The organism is Nonomuraea sp. NPDC003754 (assembly GCF_053605785.1).
This window is the reverse complement of sequence record NZ_JBSGJX010000002.1, coordinates 222946-238172: the sequence shown is the minus strand read 5'-3', so window position 1 is coordinate 238172 and position 15227 is coordinate 222946. Positions and strand designations below refer to the sequence as shown.

Here is a 15227-nt window from a genome sequence, read left to right as displayed (position 1 = left end):
GACATCCTATGTTTGCCGCGTGATAGTCGACGCCCACCAGCACTTCTGGAACCTGGAGACCGGCGCCTACTCCTGGCCCACTCCCGACCTGCCGGCGATCCACCGCACCTTCGGCCCCGCGGACCTGGCGCCCGAGCTGGCCGCCGCGGGCGTCGACCGGACGGTCGTGGTCCAGGCCGACGACTCCTTCTGGGAGACCGACGCCATGCTGGCCCACGCCGACGCCCACGACTTCATCGCCGGGGTCGTCGGATGGGTGCCCCTCGACCGCCCGGAGGAAGCCGCCCGAGCGCTCGAGCGCTACACCAGACATCCGAAGTTCGTCGGCGTCCGGCACCTCATCCACACCGAGCCCGATCCCGACTGGCTGATCGGGGAAGCGGTGCTCGACGGGCTCGGACTGCTGGCCGAGGCGGGCGTGCCGTTCGACGTGGTCTCGCTGCTGCCCCGGCATCTGGAGCACGTCGTCACGATCGCCGAGCGGCACCCCACGCTCAACCTCGTCATCGACCACCTGTCCAAGCCCAGGATCGCCGCCGGTGAGCTGGAGCCGTGGGCGTCGCTGCTGCGCGCCGCCGCCGCCTGCCCCACCGTGTACGCCAAGGTGTCGGGCCTGGTCACCGAGGCCGACCACGCCCGCTGGACCGTGGCGGACCTGCGGCCCTACGTGGAGCACGCGGTCGAGGTGTTCGGGCCGGACCGGCTGATGTTCGGCAGCGACTGGCCCGTCTCGCTGCTGGCGGCCGACTACCGGACGGTCTTCACGGTGTACGGGGCGCTTCTCGGGGGGATCGACCGCGACAAGGTGCTCGGCGGGAACGCCGCCCGTTTCTACGGCTTGAGTGCGATGTAGCGGCCCGTCGCGGGCCGGAGGTTCGCGGCTATTTGCGTGGTTTATGCTATTTTGCTACTTTTGGGTCGTTGTGCGACGAACTGTGACATGTTCGTTGCCGTTTCATTGCCCGGACCGCGCGTCATCTCAGGCCAGTCCGCCGGACGCGCGGCCGCCGAATCCGTATCCACGGAGCCGGGGACCCACTTCCCTTGGGGTGAATCGAGCGCCCGCTCAGCGGCGCCCGTAGGGCACTTCCCAGCCCGAACCCGTCAGCTAACCCGGTAGGCGGCATGGAAGCCAAGGAGCAGACCCTTCATGCCCACGCATCTCACCTACCGGCTGGGACGCGCGCTGCTCGGCGCCGTCATCACCGCGGGCGCCGTGACCGCGGTCGCCACCGGTGCGCAGGCCGCCCCCCAGCCCGGCGTCGTGTCGCCGGTCTCCCGGACCCCCGCTCCGGCCGCCGCCGCGGACGCCCCGGCGGTGCTCGGCCGGGCCGCCCACCTGATCGACGCCAGGACCGGCAAGGTCTACTTCAGCAAGAAGGCCGATCGGCGCATGCCGGTGGCCAGCATCACCAAGGTGATGACCGCCTACACCGTGCTGAAGGAGGCCAAGCCCACGGACGTGGTCAAGGTCACCTCCGCTGACGTGCGCTACGCCTCGAAGGGCGGCGCCTCCGTGGCGTACCTGCGCGCCGGCGACCGGCTCACCGTGGAGGAGATGCTCTACGCCCTGATGCTGCCCTCCGGCGCGGACGCCGCCCACGCGCTGGCCCGCTCGTACGGGCCCGGTGTCGACGCCTTCACGGCGAAGATGAACGCCAACGCCCGCGCGCTCGGGATGAAGGACTCGCTGTACGTCAACCCCGACGGGATGCCCGCCAAGGGCGGCGGCTACTCCACCGCGCGCGACCAGGTACGGCTCGCCCAGGCCGCGCTGGACAACAAGACGATCAAGAAGGTCGGCTCCACCCGGTACCGCTCGCTCCCCGAGACGGCGGAGCACGGCGCCTACTCCTGGCGCAACACCAACCGCCTCCTCGGCACGCCGGGCGCCGTCGGCCTGAAGACCGGCTTCACGCGCGCCGCGGGCTACACCCTCGCCTTCGCGGCCGAGCGTGACGGCCATCGGCTGGTCGGCGTGATCCTGGGAGAGTCCAGCTCCAGCCGCCGCTTCGACACCGCCGAGGCGCTTGTCGACTGGGCGGCGACCAGCGGCAGGCTCTGACCGGCGGGGCGCACGCGCCCCCATGGTCCCGCCGCGTCCGACCACCGCCCGCGGCGACGGATGTGGCGAGCGGGCCGGACGGTTCCACCGTGGCGCTGGAGGCGGCACCGGATCGCCGACAGCTCGCCAGGAATCCGCCTAAGGGGGCCAGCAGTCTCGAAAGGCGGTGATAATTGCCTGTTAGGTCGTGAGTCGACCACTAAGGCACAGCACCGCTGGGGAGGAACTCCGTGGGCCTGCGCGATCTGGTCTACCGGCTGTACGAGCGCCGGTTGGAGGCCAAGCTGTCCGCCGACAGCGGCGACTTCCCCCGCCATGTCGGGGTCATCATCGACGGCAACCGCCGTTGGGCGCGCGCGATGGGCATGCGCGACGTCAGCAAGGGACACAGGAAGGGCGCCGACAAGATCTCGGAGCTGCTCACCTGGTGCCGTGAGGCGGGCGTGGAGGTCGTCACGGTCTGGATGCTGTCCAGCGACAACCTCAACCGGCCGAAGGAGGAGCTGGAGCCGCTCCTGAGGATCATCGAGGACGTCACTCAGGAGCTCGTGGCCGAGGGCTGGCGCATCATCCCCGTCGGCGCGCTCGACCTCCTCCCCGACCAGACGGCGAATGTCCTGAAAACCGCGAAAGAAACCACATCGCACCGTCCCGGGCTGATTGTGAACGTTGCGGTTGGGTATGGAGGAAGACGTGAGATTGCCGATGCGGTGCGCTCACTCCTCCAGGAGCACGCAAGTAGGGGGGCGAGCATCGAGGACCTGGTCGAGGTCCTCGATGTGGAGCACATCGCGGAGCATCTCTACACTCGCGGTCAGCCCGATCCCGACCTCCTCATCAGGACGTCGGGCGAGCAACGACTGTCAGGCTTCCTGCTCTGGCAGAGCGCCCACTCCGAGTTCTACTTCTGCGAGGCCTACTGGCCTGACTTCCGCAGGGTCGACTTCCTGCGGGCGCTGCGCGACTACGCCGCGAGACACCGGCGTTACGGCTCCTGAGACATGTTCACGAACAGCACGTGAACAGACGCTTGGCCGCTTCGGCGGCGGGTATCCAGGACCTAACGTTGGAAGTGGCCGACCACAGGCCGGTCACTCCGGAGAGGGCCCGCCTTTGCGCACTGACCTGCCGAGGGGGGCCGGTACCCGGCGCCCCACGCGGGGCGCGGGCCCGGTCCGAATTCCCGCCTCGTCTGCAGGGCGCCCCTTCCACGGGCGCCCGGGGGAGAACGTGTGGCAGTGTCCTCGAGCAACAACTCCACCACCAAGCGCACCTACGTGCTGGACACCTCGGTCCTGCTCGCCGACCCGGCGGCGATGACCCGCTTCGCCGAGCATGAGATCGTCCTTCCGATCGTCGTGATCACGGAGCTGGAGGCCAAGCGGCACCATCCCGAGCTCGGCTACTTCGCACGCAAGGCACTGCGCTACCTCGACGACCTGCGGGTGCAGCACGGCAGGCTCGACGAGCCGATGCCGACAGGCGAGGGCACGATCAGGGTCGAGCTGAACCACAGCGACCCCTCGATCCTGCCGGTCGGGTTCAGGCTGGGCGACAACGACACCCGCATCCTCACCGTGGCGCGCACGCTCGCCGCCGAGGGCAAGGACGTCGTGCTGGTGTCCAAGGACCTGCCGCTGCGGGTGAAGGCCGCCTCCATCGGCCTGTCGGCCGAGGAGTACCGCGCCGAGCTGGTCATCGAGTCGGGCTGGACCGGCATGGCCGAGGTCCAGGTCACCACCGACCATGTGGAGACGCTGTTCGAGCACGGCTCCGCCGACCTGGAGGAGGCGCGCGAGCTGCCCACCCACACCGGCCTGCGGCTGCTGTCGGCCAGGGGCTCCGCGCTCGGCAGGGTGCTGCCCGACAAGTCCGTACGGCTGGTCCGCGGCGACCGGGAGGCCTTCGGCCTGCACGGCCGCTCGGCCGAGCAGCGCATCGCCCTCGACCTGCTCATGGACCCCGAGGTGGGCATCGTGTCCCTCGGCGGCAGGGCGGGCACCGGCAAGTCGGCCCTGGCGCTCTGCGCCGGCCTGGAGGCCGTCCTGGAGCGCCGCCAGCACCGCAAGGTCGTGGTCTTCCGCCCGCTCTACGCGGTCGGCGGCCAGGAGCTCGGCTACCTGCCGGGCAGCGAGGGCGAGAAGATGGGCCCGTGGGCGCAGGCCGTCTACGACACGCTGAGCGCGGTGACCACGCCCGAGGTGATCGAGGAGGTCCTCGACAGGGGCATGCTGGAGGTCCTGCCGCTCACCCACATCCGCGGCCGCTCGCTCCACGACGCCTTCGTGATCGTGGACGAGGCGCAGTCGCTGGAGCGCGGGGTGCTGCTGACGGTGCTGAGCAGGATCGGCGCCAACTCCCGCGTCGTGCTGACCCACGACATCGCCCAGCGCGACAACCTCAGGGTCGGCCGGCACGACGGCGTGGTGGCGGTGGTGGAGAAGCTCAAGGGCCATCCGTTGTTCGCCCACATCACGCTGACCAGGTCCGAGCGCTCGCCGATCGCGGCGCTGGTGACCGAGATGCTGGAGGACATCACCCTGTAGAGCGGTGATCAGGAGGGCGCACCCGCGGGGGTCAGGTCGTGGAACTCCGCGCAGGTGCGCCTTCCCGTCGTCGACGAGGCCGACACGGTCCTGGTGATGTTGACCTGCACCTTGGCGATCTCGGGGCGCAGCCGCGCGGTGCAGACGATCTGGGCGAGCGCCGCCCGGCTCAGCTCCCGCTCGCCGGTGAGGGTGACGTACAGGACGAGGCTCTTGTTGTCCGGGTCCATGCGCTGGGTCCGCTGGCCGATGGGCTCGGCGTCCACGGCCTGGTAGCGCATGCCGTACAGGTCGGTGTCCTGGCCGGACTCGACGGGATGGTTGGCGAGGTCCATGAGCGTGCGCATCAGGTCTTCGGGGGTCTTGCTGGCGACCCTGACCTCCTGCAGCGCCAGGCGGCCCTTCTTGATGAGGTAGACCTTGGCCCAGATCGGCTCGGTGCTGATCACGGGCGCCGAGGTGAGGACGGTGACCGGGGTGGGCGTGATGCCGCACCCGGTGAGCGTCAGCAGGGCGGCCAGCAGGATCCAGGCGCGTCTCATGCGTGCGGCAGCCAGACCGTGAAGAGGGTGCCGGGGCGCTGCGCGCGCACCGAGATCGTGCCGCCGTGCAGCTGGGCGTTGGCCCGCGCGATGGACAGGCCGAGCCCGCTGCCCTGGCTGCGGACGCGCCCCGTGCCCGCCTTGAAGAAGCGGTCGAAGACGTGCGGGATGGCCTCGGCGGGGATGCCGTCGCCGTGGTCGCGCACCTTCACCTCCAGCCCGTTCATCGTGCTGCGGGCGGTGACCAGCACCGGCGGGCCACCGTGTTTGAGGGCGTTGCCCACCAGGTTGGCGACGATGACGTCGAACCTGCGGGGGTCGAGGTTGACGACGGCTCCGGTGGGCGCCTGCACGCTGACCCGCTCGCTCCAGCCGCGCACCTCCAGGCTGTCGCTGATGGCGTCGGCGACGTCGACGGACTCCAGCGCCAGCGTGGCCGTTCCCGCGTCGAACCTGCTGACCTCGATCAGGTGCTCCACCAGCTCCCTCAGCCGCTCCATCTCCGACAGCACCAGCCTGACGGCCTTCGCGGGCTGCTCGGGCAGGCGGTCGGCCTCCTCCGCGAGCATGTCGGCCACCGCGGTCATCGCGGTGAGCGGGGTGCGCAGCTCGTGGGAGACGTCGGCGACGAACCTGCGTGACATGGCCTCCAGCGCGCGCAGCTCCGAGACGCTCAGCTCCAGCGCCGCGGCGGCGTCGTTGAAGTGCGCCGTCAGCTCCGACAGCTCGTCCTTGCCCCGGACCGGCAGCCGCGTGTCCAGCCGGCCGCGGCCGAGCGCCTGGGCGGCCGCGCTGAGCCTGCCCACGGGAAGCAGCACGTGCCTGGCCGACACCAGGGCCACGGTCAGCGCGATCAGCAGGGTGATGGCACCGGCCTGGGCGAAGGCGTCCCTGAGGTTGGACAGCGTCCGCTCCTCCTCGGCCAGCGACACGTACTCGTAGACCAGCAGCCCGGTCGGCCTGGGGACGTCGTCGGTCCCGGCGCGGTAGACCTGCGTGCCGAGGACGAGCCAGAGCTCGCCGTCGATGATCCTGCGCTGGCTGACCAGCTTGCGCAGCGCCTGGCCGCGCAGCTCTCCCGACACGTCGTCGGGGCCGAACGCGCCCGTCTCGTCGCGGTAGTAGAGGCCCTGGTACTCCAGGAGCGCGTGGCGGTCGGGCCCGGACAGGGCGTTGGCGAGGTTGTTCAGCTCCTCGCCGCTCGGCGGCACCTCGCCGGGGCGCAGCTCGCCGACGGCGAAGTCGATGCGCCGCAGGTCCTTGGTGAGGTCGTCGACGGCGTTCCTGGTGGTCCTCTCGATCAGCGCGCCCTTGGCCAGCCCGAAGCCGATGCCCGCGACCAGGGCGGAGGCGGCGACGGCGACGAGGGTGAAGGTGATGACGAGCCGGCCGCGCAGGCCGGTGAGAAACGCGATCACGGCGGGCTGAACCGGTAGCCGAATCCCCGCACGGTGTGGATGAACGTCGGCTCGGCGGGCCTGGGCTCGATCTTCGCGCGCACACGCTGGACGCAGGCGTCGACCAGGCGGGAGTCGGCCACGTGGGTGTGGTCCCAGACCGCGCGCAGCAGGTAGCGCCGGTTGAGCACCTGGCCGGGGTGGCGGACCAGCTCCAGCAGCAGCCGCAGCTCGGTGGGCGTGAGGTGGATCTCCTTGCCCGCCAGGCTGACCTTGAGCGCGCCCCTGTCGACGACCAGGTCGCCGAAGGTGATGCGGTCGGAGGTGGCCGACTCGGCCCTGCGCAGGATCGCCCTGATGCGCGCGTCGAGCACGCGCGGCTCGACCGGCTTGACCACGTAGTCGTCGGCGCCCGCCTCCAGGCCGACGACCACGTCGAGGTCGTCGCCCCTGGCTGTGAGAATGATGACGGGCAACTGGTCGAGCTTGCGGATACGCCGGCACACCTCGACGCCGTCGATGCCGGGGAGCATGACGTCGAGGATGGCGATCTCGGGCCGGCGCGACCTGACGTGGTCGAGTGCCTCCTCGCCGGTCGCGTAGGAGGTGACGGAATGACCTTGGCGGGTCAGTGCCAGCTCGAGCGCGGTCCGAACGGAGGGGTCGTCTTCGACGAGGAGGATTCCTGCCACGCGCACATTATTCTTCCGACTTGGGGAGATGCGTTCCGTGTCACGAAACTGTGACACGCCACGCACAAGACTACAAAGAACACCAGGCAGCCTGAGGGGGGACCTCCCCTCGGCACGGGGGTGCGAGGGGCGGACCCCCCTCTGTGTGACGAAAATCACATGATCCGAAAAGTCCTGGTTGGTCAAGGGAACTCCAACCGAATGCCACGTTCGGGTTGCGCAGCACCCCCCAAGTCAGGGCAAGCTCATAGGTCGTGAACCCAGGTCCGCAGTTGAGCGAGCACCCCGCGCCCGAGGTGCCCCGCGGTCGCCGCCGCCCGCCACGTTCCCCCAAGCAGTCGGCCAAGCGCGCTGTGATCATCGGGCTCACACTCGTCGTCATTCTCGGCGGCGGCGGTTACACCGCCTACACCGCCTACCAGAACGCCACGGCCCCGCCGCAGGCCCCGCTCTCCCTGCCGGAGCTGAACGGCCTGCTCGGCGGCGACCCCTTCGCCCCCGACCCCAGCGCCGACGTCCTCAAGGAGGCGGCGGTCAGCGCCATGCGCAAGGACCAGCTCGCCGCCAGCCGCAAGGGCAAGCCCAAGCTCAACCCGATCGAGGTGGCCGAGCAGGGCCCCGGCGGCAACGGCATTCCCGCGGCCAACTTCCCGCCCGGCAGCACCCCCTCGCCGGGCAGCAACAAGGCCGTCGCCAAGGAGATGCTGGCGGGCTTCGGTTTCGGCGCCGACCAGTGGGGCTGCCTGGAGAAGCTCTGGCAGAAGGAAAGCGGCTGGAACGAGCGCGCCATGAACCGCTACTCCGGCGCCTACGGCATCCCGCAGTCGCTGCCGGGCAGCAAGATGGCCAGCGCGGGCGCCGACTGGCAGACCAATGCCGCCACCCAGATCAAGTGGGGTCTGGGTTACATCAAGGGTCGGTACGGCACACCCTGTGGCGCGTGGGGCCATTCCACGGCAACGGGCTGGTACTGACACTCCCAGTGATGGGCAAGCCTGCTCGCCGCGGCTGACCGGACGGCTCACGCTGACCGTGTGAAGGTCAGCGTGATCGTGAATGTCCACAATCCAGGCGATACAGCCGACGCGTGCATCCGCTCGGTGCTCGAGCAGACGCTGCCGCAGGACCAGTACGAAGTGATCTTCGTGGACGACGGCTCCACGGACGGCACCGCCGAGCGGCTCGACACGGTCGCCTCCGTGCGGCGCAACGTGCGCGTCCTGCACCTGCCGCGCACGGGCTCGGCCATGCGCGGCCGTAACGTGGGCATGGCCAGCGCCAGGGGCGATTACGTCTACCTGCTCGACCAGGCCGACCGGCTGGAGCGCGACGCCCTGGCGCTGATGCACGAGCGCGCCGTCGAGACGGAGGCCGACGTGCTGGTCGGCCGGCTCGTCAGGGACGACGGGCCGCCGATGGTCGCCTTCGAGGCCAACAGGGAGCGGGCCGACATCCTGCGCGACAGGTTGCTCACCCTGCTCACCCCGCACAAGCTCTACCGCAGGGCCTTCCTCGAGGAGGAACGGCTCGGCTTCGCCGTGTCCGGGGGGAAGGTGGCCGAGCAGGCCTTCTCGCTCGCCGCCTACCTGCGGGCCAAGGTCATCGCCGTGCTGGCCGACGAGGTGTGCTGCCACCTGGGCGAGCAGCGGGAGGAGCCGGACGACCCCCCGGTCGTGCTCACCGAGCTACGCGCGCTGCTCGACGTCATCGACAGCGGCACGGAGGAGGGGCGGCAGCGCGACCGGATCTACGCCTACTGGTTCCGCTCGATGGTGCTGCGGCCGTTCCTCAGCCCCAGGTTCGCCGGGTCGTCCGTCGACAGGGGCCTCATCTTCACGATGTTCAGGGAACTGATCATGGAGCGGTTCCCCGAGCGGCTGGACCGCTATCTGCCCGTCCACCTGCGCGCCGTCGCGTCCATGATGCGCGCGGGCCGCCTGGACCAGCTCGTCAGCTTCGCCAACGAGTCGCGGCGCGCCGAGCTGTGGGCCGAACTGGGCGACGTGCGCTGGTCGGACGAGGTGCTGGAGCTCGGCCTCGAGGTGGAGATCCACACCTCCGCAGACGAGCCCGCGAGATTCCGCGAGGAGGAGGGCCGGCTGTACTGGCGTCCGCCCGGCTCGGTCGACCAGACGCTGCTGCCTGACTCGGTCACGGACGTCACCGAGGCCGTCGAGCGGGCCCACATCGAGGTCTACGTCAAGCACGACAAGACCGGCGACGTCTACTTCGTCCCGGTGGTCTGCGAGGTCGTGCGCATCAGGGAACACGGCAGGGTCAGGGTCCAGGTGCACGGGCAGGCGCGTCTGGACGTCGCCACCGCCGCGCTCGGCGAGGCGTTGCCGTCCGGCCTCTGGGCGGTCCACGTCAGGATGTACGGCGGGGCGCACCGCGCGTCGGCCAGGGTCAGGCACGCCGACGGGCAACCGTCCACCTGCCTGGGCGTGCTGGCCGAGCGGCCGCGGCGGCGGCTGATCGTGCCGTGCTGGAGCGACGACGGCGAGCTCAGCCTGTGCATCGAGCCGCGGACGTTCGCCGACTCGATCGCGCTCGTCTCCCGCGGCACGACGGTCACCAGGCGGGAGGGCCACGTCTACGTGGTGGTGCCGGTGCCGTACGTGCCGCCGAGCGGCGGGCCCGCCATGGAGCTCGTGCTGCGCGGCACCGGCCGCCGCAAACGGGAGGTCAGCGTGCCCGCGCTGGTCGAGCCCGGGCTGCCCGGCAAGACCGCGGGGCAGCTGATCGCGAAGGTGCCCATGGCCCGGCTGCCCGGCAAGGACCAGATCGGCCCAGGGAGGTGGACGTCGTCGCTGCGCACCGACGAGCAGGAGACAGGGCTGCGTTTCGCGCTGGAGGTGCACGGCGGCAGGATCCAGGTCACGCCGACCGCGCCCGTCGAACTCCCGCGCGACCCCATGGGCGGCGACACGCTGCTGCGCAGGCTGGCCCGTCGCGTGCCAGGCGCACGGCACGCCGTACGGCTGGCACGGGCGGGCAGGCACCGTTACCTGCGCGACTGAAGGTGCTCCACGAGATGCCCGCGGAACTCCTCGGGCTGTTCGATGTGGGGGCTGTGGCCGCAGTCGGCCAGCACGACCTCGCGGTAGTCGCCGTAGCGTTCCAGCGCCGCCCTGGTCTGGGCGACCATGGGCTGCGCCGGGGTGCCGGGCGAGCCGGGCACGACACCGAGCTGCCCGAGGTGGGCCAGGTCGAACGGCGAGCCGTCGGCGACGATCACGTCGTCGGCGCCCCTGATCCACAGGATGGGCGGCTTGGGGTCGACGGTGTGCAGGTCGTCGATGCGGAAGTGGACCGGGGCCAGGGCGTTGAGCACGCCGCGGGTGCCCGGACGCACGCCCGGCCACCCCTCGGACGTCACGGCGTCGCCCGGGTAGTTGTCCTCGCCGACCCTGGTGGACAGCATCGAGGCGACGTAGAAGTCCTCGTCGGCGACCGGCTTGGCGACGTAGGCCGAGCGGAAGACCACGCGGGGCGAGGTGGGCGCCTCGTCCGACAGGTCGCCCGCGGCGAGCCTGGCGACGAAGTCCGGGTTCGCGGCGCCCGCGCCCGACCCGGTGCCGTCGGCGTGGGTGAGCAGGCCCTCGGCGCCCTCCGTGCCGCTGTAGCCGTACGGGGAGACGGGGTTGACCAGGGTGAGCGAGCGGACCATCGCCGGCCGGTCACGCAGGAGCTGCAGGATGATGCCGCCCCCCATGCTCCAGCCGACGAGGTGCACCGGGCCCAGCCCCATGGCCTCGATCAGCTCGGCCAGGTCGTCGGAGAAGTCGCGCAGGCCGCGCGTCGCGTCGACCGGCGCGGGATCGCTGTCGCCGAAGCCGCGCAGGTCCACCGCCAGCGGCCGGTACGGCTCCGGCAGGGCGGCCAGGCTGTCGCGCCAGAAGGCCGCCGACGAGACGTTGCCGTGGACGAACAGCACGGGCTCGCCCTCGTCGCGCGGTCCGGTCAGGACGTTGTGGGTGAGCCGTGCGGTGGTGACCTTCATGCGACGACCTTTCCTTCCGCCAGGTCGCTGCCCTGCGTTTCACGGGCGGCGTAGACGGCGAACAGCGTAAGGGCCGCGGCTGCGGCCAGGTAGACGGCGATCGGCACCCAGGTGCCGAAGTCCTGGAGCAGCTTGACGGCGATGATCGGGGCCAGCGCGCCCGCCACGATGGCCGACAGCTGCGCGCCGATCGACACGCCGGTGTAGCGCATCCTGGTGCCGAACAGCTCGGAGAAGAAGGCGGCCTGCGGGCCGTACATCATGCCGTGGAACAGCAGGCCCACGGTCACCGCCAGCGTGATGGCCAGGAAGCCGCCGGTGTTGATGAGCGGGAAGAAGGCGAAGATCCACACGCCGACGCCCGCCGCGCCCACCAGGTACATCGGGCGGCGGCCGACGCGGTCCGACAGCGCGCCCCACAGCGGGATGGTGACGAAGTGGATCGCCGAGGCGATGAGCACGGCGTTCAGGATGGTCGGCTTGTCCAGCTTCACGACGGTCGTGCCGTAGGTGATGACGAACACGGTGATCAGGTAGAACGAGATGTTCTCGGCCATGCGGGCGCCGATGGCGATCAGCACGTCCCGCCAGTGGTACTTGAGCACGGCCGCGAGCGGCGTCTTGTCCTCCAGGGGCGGGGCCTGCTGGAAGACCGGCGACTCGCTGATGGACAGCCGGATCCACAGCCCGATCAGCACCAGCACGCCCGACAGCAGGAACGGCACCCGCCAACCCCAGGACAAAAACGCCTCGTCGGACTGGAAGGCCGCCAGCAGCGCGAGCACGCCGGTGGCCAGCAGGTTGCCGCCCGGCGCGCCGGCCTGCGGCCACGAGGCCCAGAAGCCCCGGCGGCTGGAGTCGCCGTGCTCGGAGACGATGAGGACCGCGCCGCCCCACTCGCCGCCGAGCGCGAAGCCCTGCACCAGGCGCAGCGCGGTCAGCAGCACCGGCGCGCCCGCGCCGATGGCGGCGTGGGTGGGCAGGCAGCCGATCAGGAAGGTCGCGATGCCCATCATGAGCAGGCTGATGACCAGCAGCGTCTTGCGGCCGAGCCGGTCGCCGAAGTGGCCGAAGACCAGGCCGCCGAGGGGGCGGGCGACGAAGCCGACGGCGTAGGTGAGGAAGGCCAGCAGGGTGCCGGTCAGCGGGTCGGACTCGGGGAAGAACAGCTTGTTGAACACGAGGGCCGCGGCCGAGCCGTACAGGAAGAAGTCGTACCACTCGATGGTGGTGCCGATCAGGCTCGCGGCCACGATCTTTTTGATGCTCATGAGCTTTCGCCTGTCTGGGGGAGTGGGGGGTTGTTGCTCACGGTAAGGAGTGACCGGCATCACTCATATGGGCGCGCGCCCCATACTCGGCGGGGGTGATATGTGGGTCAGCCGCTGAGGCGGTGCAGGCGGAGCGCCAGCTGGATCTCCAGCGCCCGCTCCGGCTCCTGCCAGCCGTCGCCGAGGAGCTGGGCGACGCGGTCCAGGCGCTGGGTGACGGTGTTGACGTGGATGTGCATGACCTCGGCCGTGCGCGAGGGGGAGCCGCCCGAGCCGAAGTAGGCGGCGAGCGTCTTCAGCAGCGCCGTGCCCCTGCGCTCGTCGTAGTCGACGACGGGCCCGAGCGTGCCGGTGACGAAGGCGCCCACGTCGCGGCCCTCGCCGATGAGCAGCCCGACGAAGCCGAGCTCGGCGGCGCTCGCGCCGTCGCCGGCCCGGCCGAGCGCCAGCAGCGACTCGGCGCAGCGCAGCGCCTCCCTGTGGGCGCGCGGGACCTGCGTCGGGTCGCTGATCGGGCCGGTCGCGCCCGCCGTGGCGGACGAGCCGAGCGAGACGGTCAGCTCCGCGGCGACGCGCTGCGCCAGCGCGCCCGGATCGGTGCCGGGCAGCAGCAGCACCACCTCCTGGCCGCGCGCGGCGGCCAGCCCGCCGGAGAGCGTGGCCTGCGAGGAGGCCCAGAAGGCGGCCCGCTCGCGCTGCCCCTCGTGCCTGGCCACCACGACCACGTGCGGCGCGGCCAGGTCGACGCCGAGCCGGCGGGCGCGGTCGGTCAGCCCCTGGGGATCCTCGGCGGCCCGGGAGATCAGGTCGTCGAGCAGCTCGCCGCGTACCCTGCCCTCCGCCTCGGCAACGCTCCTGCGGAACAGCAGCAGCAGGGCGCAGACCAGCGCCGCGCGTTCGAGGATGCGCTCGTCGGCGGCGTCCCTGTGGTGCGGGTCGCTGCGCAGCACCAGCGTGCACAGCGGCGCGCTGGCGGTGACCATGAGGTCGCCCCTGCGCACGGTCCTGCCCGGCACCGCCGCGTCGAGGACACCCTGCTCCACCTCGCCGACCAGCGGCCGTCCCGTCTCGTCGAGAACGGCCAGCGTGCCGCCGAGCACCTCCGTCACCACGGCCGCCACGTCCTCGATGCCGCCGCCGCGCAGCACGAGCGAGGTCATCCTGTCGTGGGCCAGCGCCGCGCGCTCCACCGCGTCGCTGTGCTCCCTGGCGGTCCGGTGCGCGTGGGACAGCTCCTCCAGGGCGTTGCGCGTCTCCTGCAGCAGCCGCGCGTTGTCGATCGCGACCGCGGCGTGCGCCGCCAGGCTGGCCAGCAGCGCCACCTCCTCCTGCGCGAACGGCCGCGCGCTGCGGTTGGCCGCCATCAGCACGCCGATCACCCGCTGCCCGAGGCGCAGCGGCACGCCGAGGATGGCCACCAGGCCCTCCTCCTTGACCGCCTCGTCGATGTCGGTGGTGTGGCGGAAGCGCGCGTCGGCGAAGTAGTCGGCCGTGGAGTACGGCGTCGCCGTCTGCGCCACCAGGCCGCCCAGCCCCGCGCCCATCGCGAGCCTGAGCGAGCGGAAGGCGGCCGAGATCGAGCCGTCGGTGACCCGCATGTAGGTGTCGCCGCGTTCGGGGTCGTGCAGCGTCATGTAGGCCGTGTCGGTGCCCAGCAGCTGCCTGGCCCGGTGGACGATCGCCTCCAGCACGGCGTCGAGGTCGCGCAGCCCGGCCAGGTCGCCCGCGGTGTCGTAGAGCGCGCTCAGCTCGGCCTCACGCCTGGCCCTGCGCCGCAGCAGGGCGCGGACCTTGAGCGCCGCCAGCTTGGCCTCCTCGAGCTCCTCGAGCGCCCGCGGGCCGGCGCCCTCGGCCCTGGCCTTGAGTATCGGGCCCTCGAACTCGACCGCCGGCGCCTCACGGGCCAGCAGATCGAGGAACGCTAGCGAGCCGTCCATCCGCCGTCCAGGGGGAGGGAGACTCCGGTGACGAACGACCCGGCGGGCCCGCACAGGTAGGCGACCAGCTCGGCGACCTCCTCGGGCTCGATCAGGCGCTTGATCGCGGCGGGGGCGAGCATGATCTGCTCCACGACCTCGGACTCCGGGATGCCGTGCGAGGCGGCCTGGGCGGCGATCTGCCTCTCCACCAGCTCGGTGCGCACGTAGCCGGGGTTGACGCAGGTGGAGGTCACACCCTTGGCCGCCCCCTCCAGCGCGATCACCTTCGACAGTCCTTCGAGGCCGTGCTTGGCGGCCACGTACGCCGCCTTGTACGGCGAGGCCCGCAGGCCGTGGACGGAGGAGATGTTGACGATCCTGCCCCAGCCTGCGGCGTACATGCCCGGCAGCACCCGGCTGGCCAGCAGGAACGGGGCCTCCAGCATGACCTTGACGATCTTGGAGAAGATCTCCGGAGGGAACTCCTCGATCGGCGCCACGTGCTGGAAGCCGGCGTTGTTCACCAGGATGTGCACGGGCTCGTCGGGCAGCGCGTCCAGGAAGCGGGAGTCGGACAGGTCGGCGACGACGGCGACGCCGCCGGTCTGCTTTGCCACGCGCTCCGCGGATTCCCGCGACATGTCCACGACCAGCACCCTGGCGCCCGCGGCCGCCAGCCGGACGGCGCACGCCCTGCCGATCCCGCTACCCGCCCCCGTCACCAGGGCGGTCCGCCCGGTCAGCTCGTCGGTCATGCCTCGGACCCTAGACCCTCCTCCGCCGACGGCACAT

The 15227-nt window shown here is 71.2% G+C and carries 13 protein-coding genes and 1 riboswitch; of the genes, 6 read left to right on the top strand and 7 right to left on the bottom strand.

The window, feature by feature from the left end; genetic code table 11:
• Positions 1-19: 19 nt before the first annotated feature.
• From ACWEVS_RS03660 to ACWEVS_RS03645, 4 genes are all read left to right on the top strand, one after another.
• Entirely contained in the window at positions 20-853 is an 834-nt protein-coding gene (locus ACWEVS_RS03660; protein WP_449917955.1) for an amidohydrolase family protein, read from the top strand.
• Positions 854-995: 142 nt separating this feature from the next.
• Positions 996-1138, top strand: a riboswitch (cyclic di-AMP (ydaO/yuaA leader).
• Between the two features lie 12 nt (positions 1139-1150).
• Positions 1151-2065, top strand: a complete 915-nt coding sequence (locus ACWEVS_RS03655) for a D-alanyl-D-alanine carboxypeptidase family protein (RefSeq protein ID WP_452415793.1) — start codon at positions 1151-1153, stop codon at positions 2063-2065.
• A 230-nt stretch (positions 2066-2295) separates the two neighbouring features.
• Positions 2296-3063 (top strand): isoprenyl transferase, encoded by a 768-nt coding sequence (locus ACWEVS_RS03650; protein ID WP_354905693.1) that lies wholly within the window; start codon positions 2296-2298, stop codon positions 3061-3063.
• A gap of 234 nt (positions 3064-3297) precedes the next feature.
• A complete protein-coding gene (locus ACWEVS_RS03645) occupies positions 3298-4611 on the top strand; it encodes a PhoH family protein (protein WP_354905695.1) in 1314 nt (437 codons plus the stop codon).
• An 8-nt stretch (positions 4612-4619) separates the two neighbouring features.
• Here the strand turns inward: ACWEVS_RS03645 and ACWEVS_RS03640 are convergent, their stop codons facing one another.
• Genes ACWEVS_RS03640 through ACWEVS_RS03630 form a run of 3 tightly spaced genes read right to left on the bottom strand, consistent with a single transcriptional unit; the run spans position 4620 to position 7242 of the window.
• Positions 4620-5153 carry a hypothetical protein gene (locus tag ACWEVS_RS03640; protein ID WP_354905697.1) on the bottom strand — a complete coding sequence of 178 codons (534 nt, stop codon included), beginning with the start codon at positions 5151-5153 and terminating at the stop codon, positions 4620-4622.
• Complete coding sequence (locus ACWEVS_RS03635; RefSeq protein ID WP_354905699.1) at positions 5150-6571, bottom strand: HAMP domain-containing sensor histidine kinase; 1422 nt, start codon at positions 6569-6571, stop codon at positions 5150-5152. The genes ACWEVS_RS03640 and ACWEVS_RS03635 overlap by 4 nt, the downstream gene beginning before the upstream one ends.
• Positions 6568-7242 carry a response regulator transcription factor gene (locus tag ACWEVS_RS03630; protein WP_354905702.1) on the bottom strand — a complete coding sequence of 225 codons (675 nt, stop codon included), beginning with the start codon at positions 7240-7242 and terminating at the stop codon, positions 6568-6570. The genes ACWEVS_RS03635 and ACWEVS_RS03630 overlap by 4 nt, the downstream gene beginning before the upstream one ends.
• A gap of 254 nt (positions 7243-7496) precedes the next feature.
• Here ACWEVS_RS03630 and ACWEVS_RS03625 point away from each other — a divergent pair, with 254 nt between their 5' ends.
• Together ACWEVS_RS03625 and ACWEVS_RS03620 are read left to right on the top strand one after the other, a co-directional pair.
• The gene (locus tag ACWEVS_RS03625; protein WP_452549748.1) at positions 7497-8216 is read left to right on the top strand and encodes an aggregation-promoting factor C-terminal-like domain-containing protein; all 720 of its coding nucleotides are present in this window, start codon (positions 7497-7499) and stop codon (positions 8214-8216) included.
• A 72-nt stretch (positions 8217-8288) separates the two neighbouring features.
• Positions 8289-10262 (top strand): glycosyltransferase family 2 protein, encoded by a 1974-nt coding sequence (locus ACWEVS_RS03620; RefSeq protein WP_452549746.1) that lies wholly within the window; start codon positions 8289-8291, stop codon positions 10260-10262.
• Here ACWEVS_RS03620 and ACWEVS_RS03615 read toward each other — a convergent pair.
• The 4 genes from ACWEVS_RS03615 to ACWEVS_RS03600 all read right to left on the bottom strand — a co-directional run bounded on the left by ACWEVS_RS03615 (position 10247) and on the right by ACWEVS_RS03600 (position 15190).
• Positions 10247-11245: an alpha/beta fold hydrolase gene (locus ACWEVS_RS03615; RefSeq protein ID WP_449917943.1), complete on the bottom strand. Its 999-nt coding sequence runs from the start codon at positions 11243-11245 to the stop codon at positions 10247-10249. The genes ACWEVS_RS03620 and ACWEVS_RS03615 overlap by 16 nt on opposite strands.
• Positions 11242-12516 carry an MFS transporter gene (locus ACWEVS_RS03610; protein WP_449917941.1) on the bottom strand — a complete coding sequence of 425 codons (1275 nt, stop codon included), beginning with the start codon at positions 12514-12516 and terminating at the stop codon, positions 11242-11244. Before ACWEVS_RS03610 ends, ACWEVS_RS03615 begins: the two co-directional genes overlap by 4 nt.
• A gap of 107 nt (positions 12517-12623) precedes the next feature.
• Positions 12624-14453, bottom strand: a complete 1830-nt coding sequence (locus ACWEVS_RS03605) for a helix-turn-helix domain-containing protein (protein ID WP_449917939.1) — start codon at positions 14451-14453, stop codon at positions 12624-12626.
• Positions 14438-15190 carry a 3-hydroxybutyrate dehydrogenase gene (locus ACWEVS_RS03600; RefSeq protein WP_449917936.1) on the bottom strand — a complete coding sequence of 251 codons (753 nt, stop codon included), beginning with the start codon at positions 15188-15190 and terminating at the stop codon, positions 14438-14440. Before ACWEVS_RS03600 ends, ACWEVS_RS03605 begins: the two co-directional genes overlap by 16 nt.
• Positions 15191-15227 lie beyond the last annotated feature (37 nt).

Coding starts and splice junctions, on each gene's coding strand:
- ACWEVS_RS03640 (WP_354905697.1), bottom strand. CDS start 5,153: ATGAGACGCGCCTGGATCCTGCTGGCCGCCCTGCTGACGCTCACCGGG.
- ACWEVS_RS03615 (WP_449917943.1), bottom strand. CDS start 11,245: ATGAAGGTCACCACCGCACGGCTCACCCACAACGTCCTGACCGGACCG.
- ACWEVS_RS03655 (WP_452415793.1), top strand. CDS start 1,151: ATGCCCACGCATCTCACCTACCGGCTGGGACGCGCGCTGCTCGGCGCC.
- ACWEVS_RS03610 (WP_449917941.1), bottom strand. CDS start 12,516: ATGAGCATCAAAAAGATCGTGGCCGCGAGCCTGATCGGCACCACCATC.
- ACWEVS_RS03605 (WP_449917939.1), bottom strand. CDS start 14,453: ATGGACGGCTCGCTAGCGTTCCTCGATCTGCTGGCCCGTGAGGCGCCG.
- ACWEVS_RS03600 (WP_449917936.1), bottom strand. CDS start 15,190: ATGACCGACGAGCTGACCGGGCGGACCGCCCTGGTGACGGGGGCGGGT.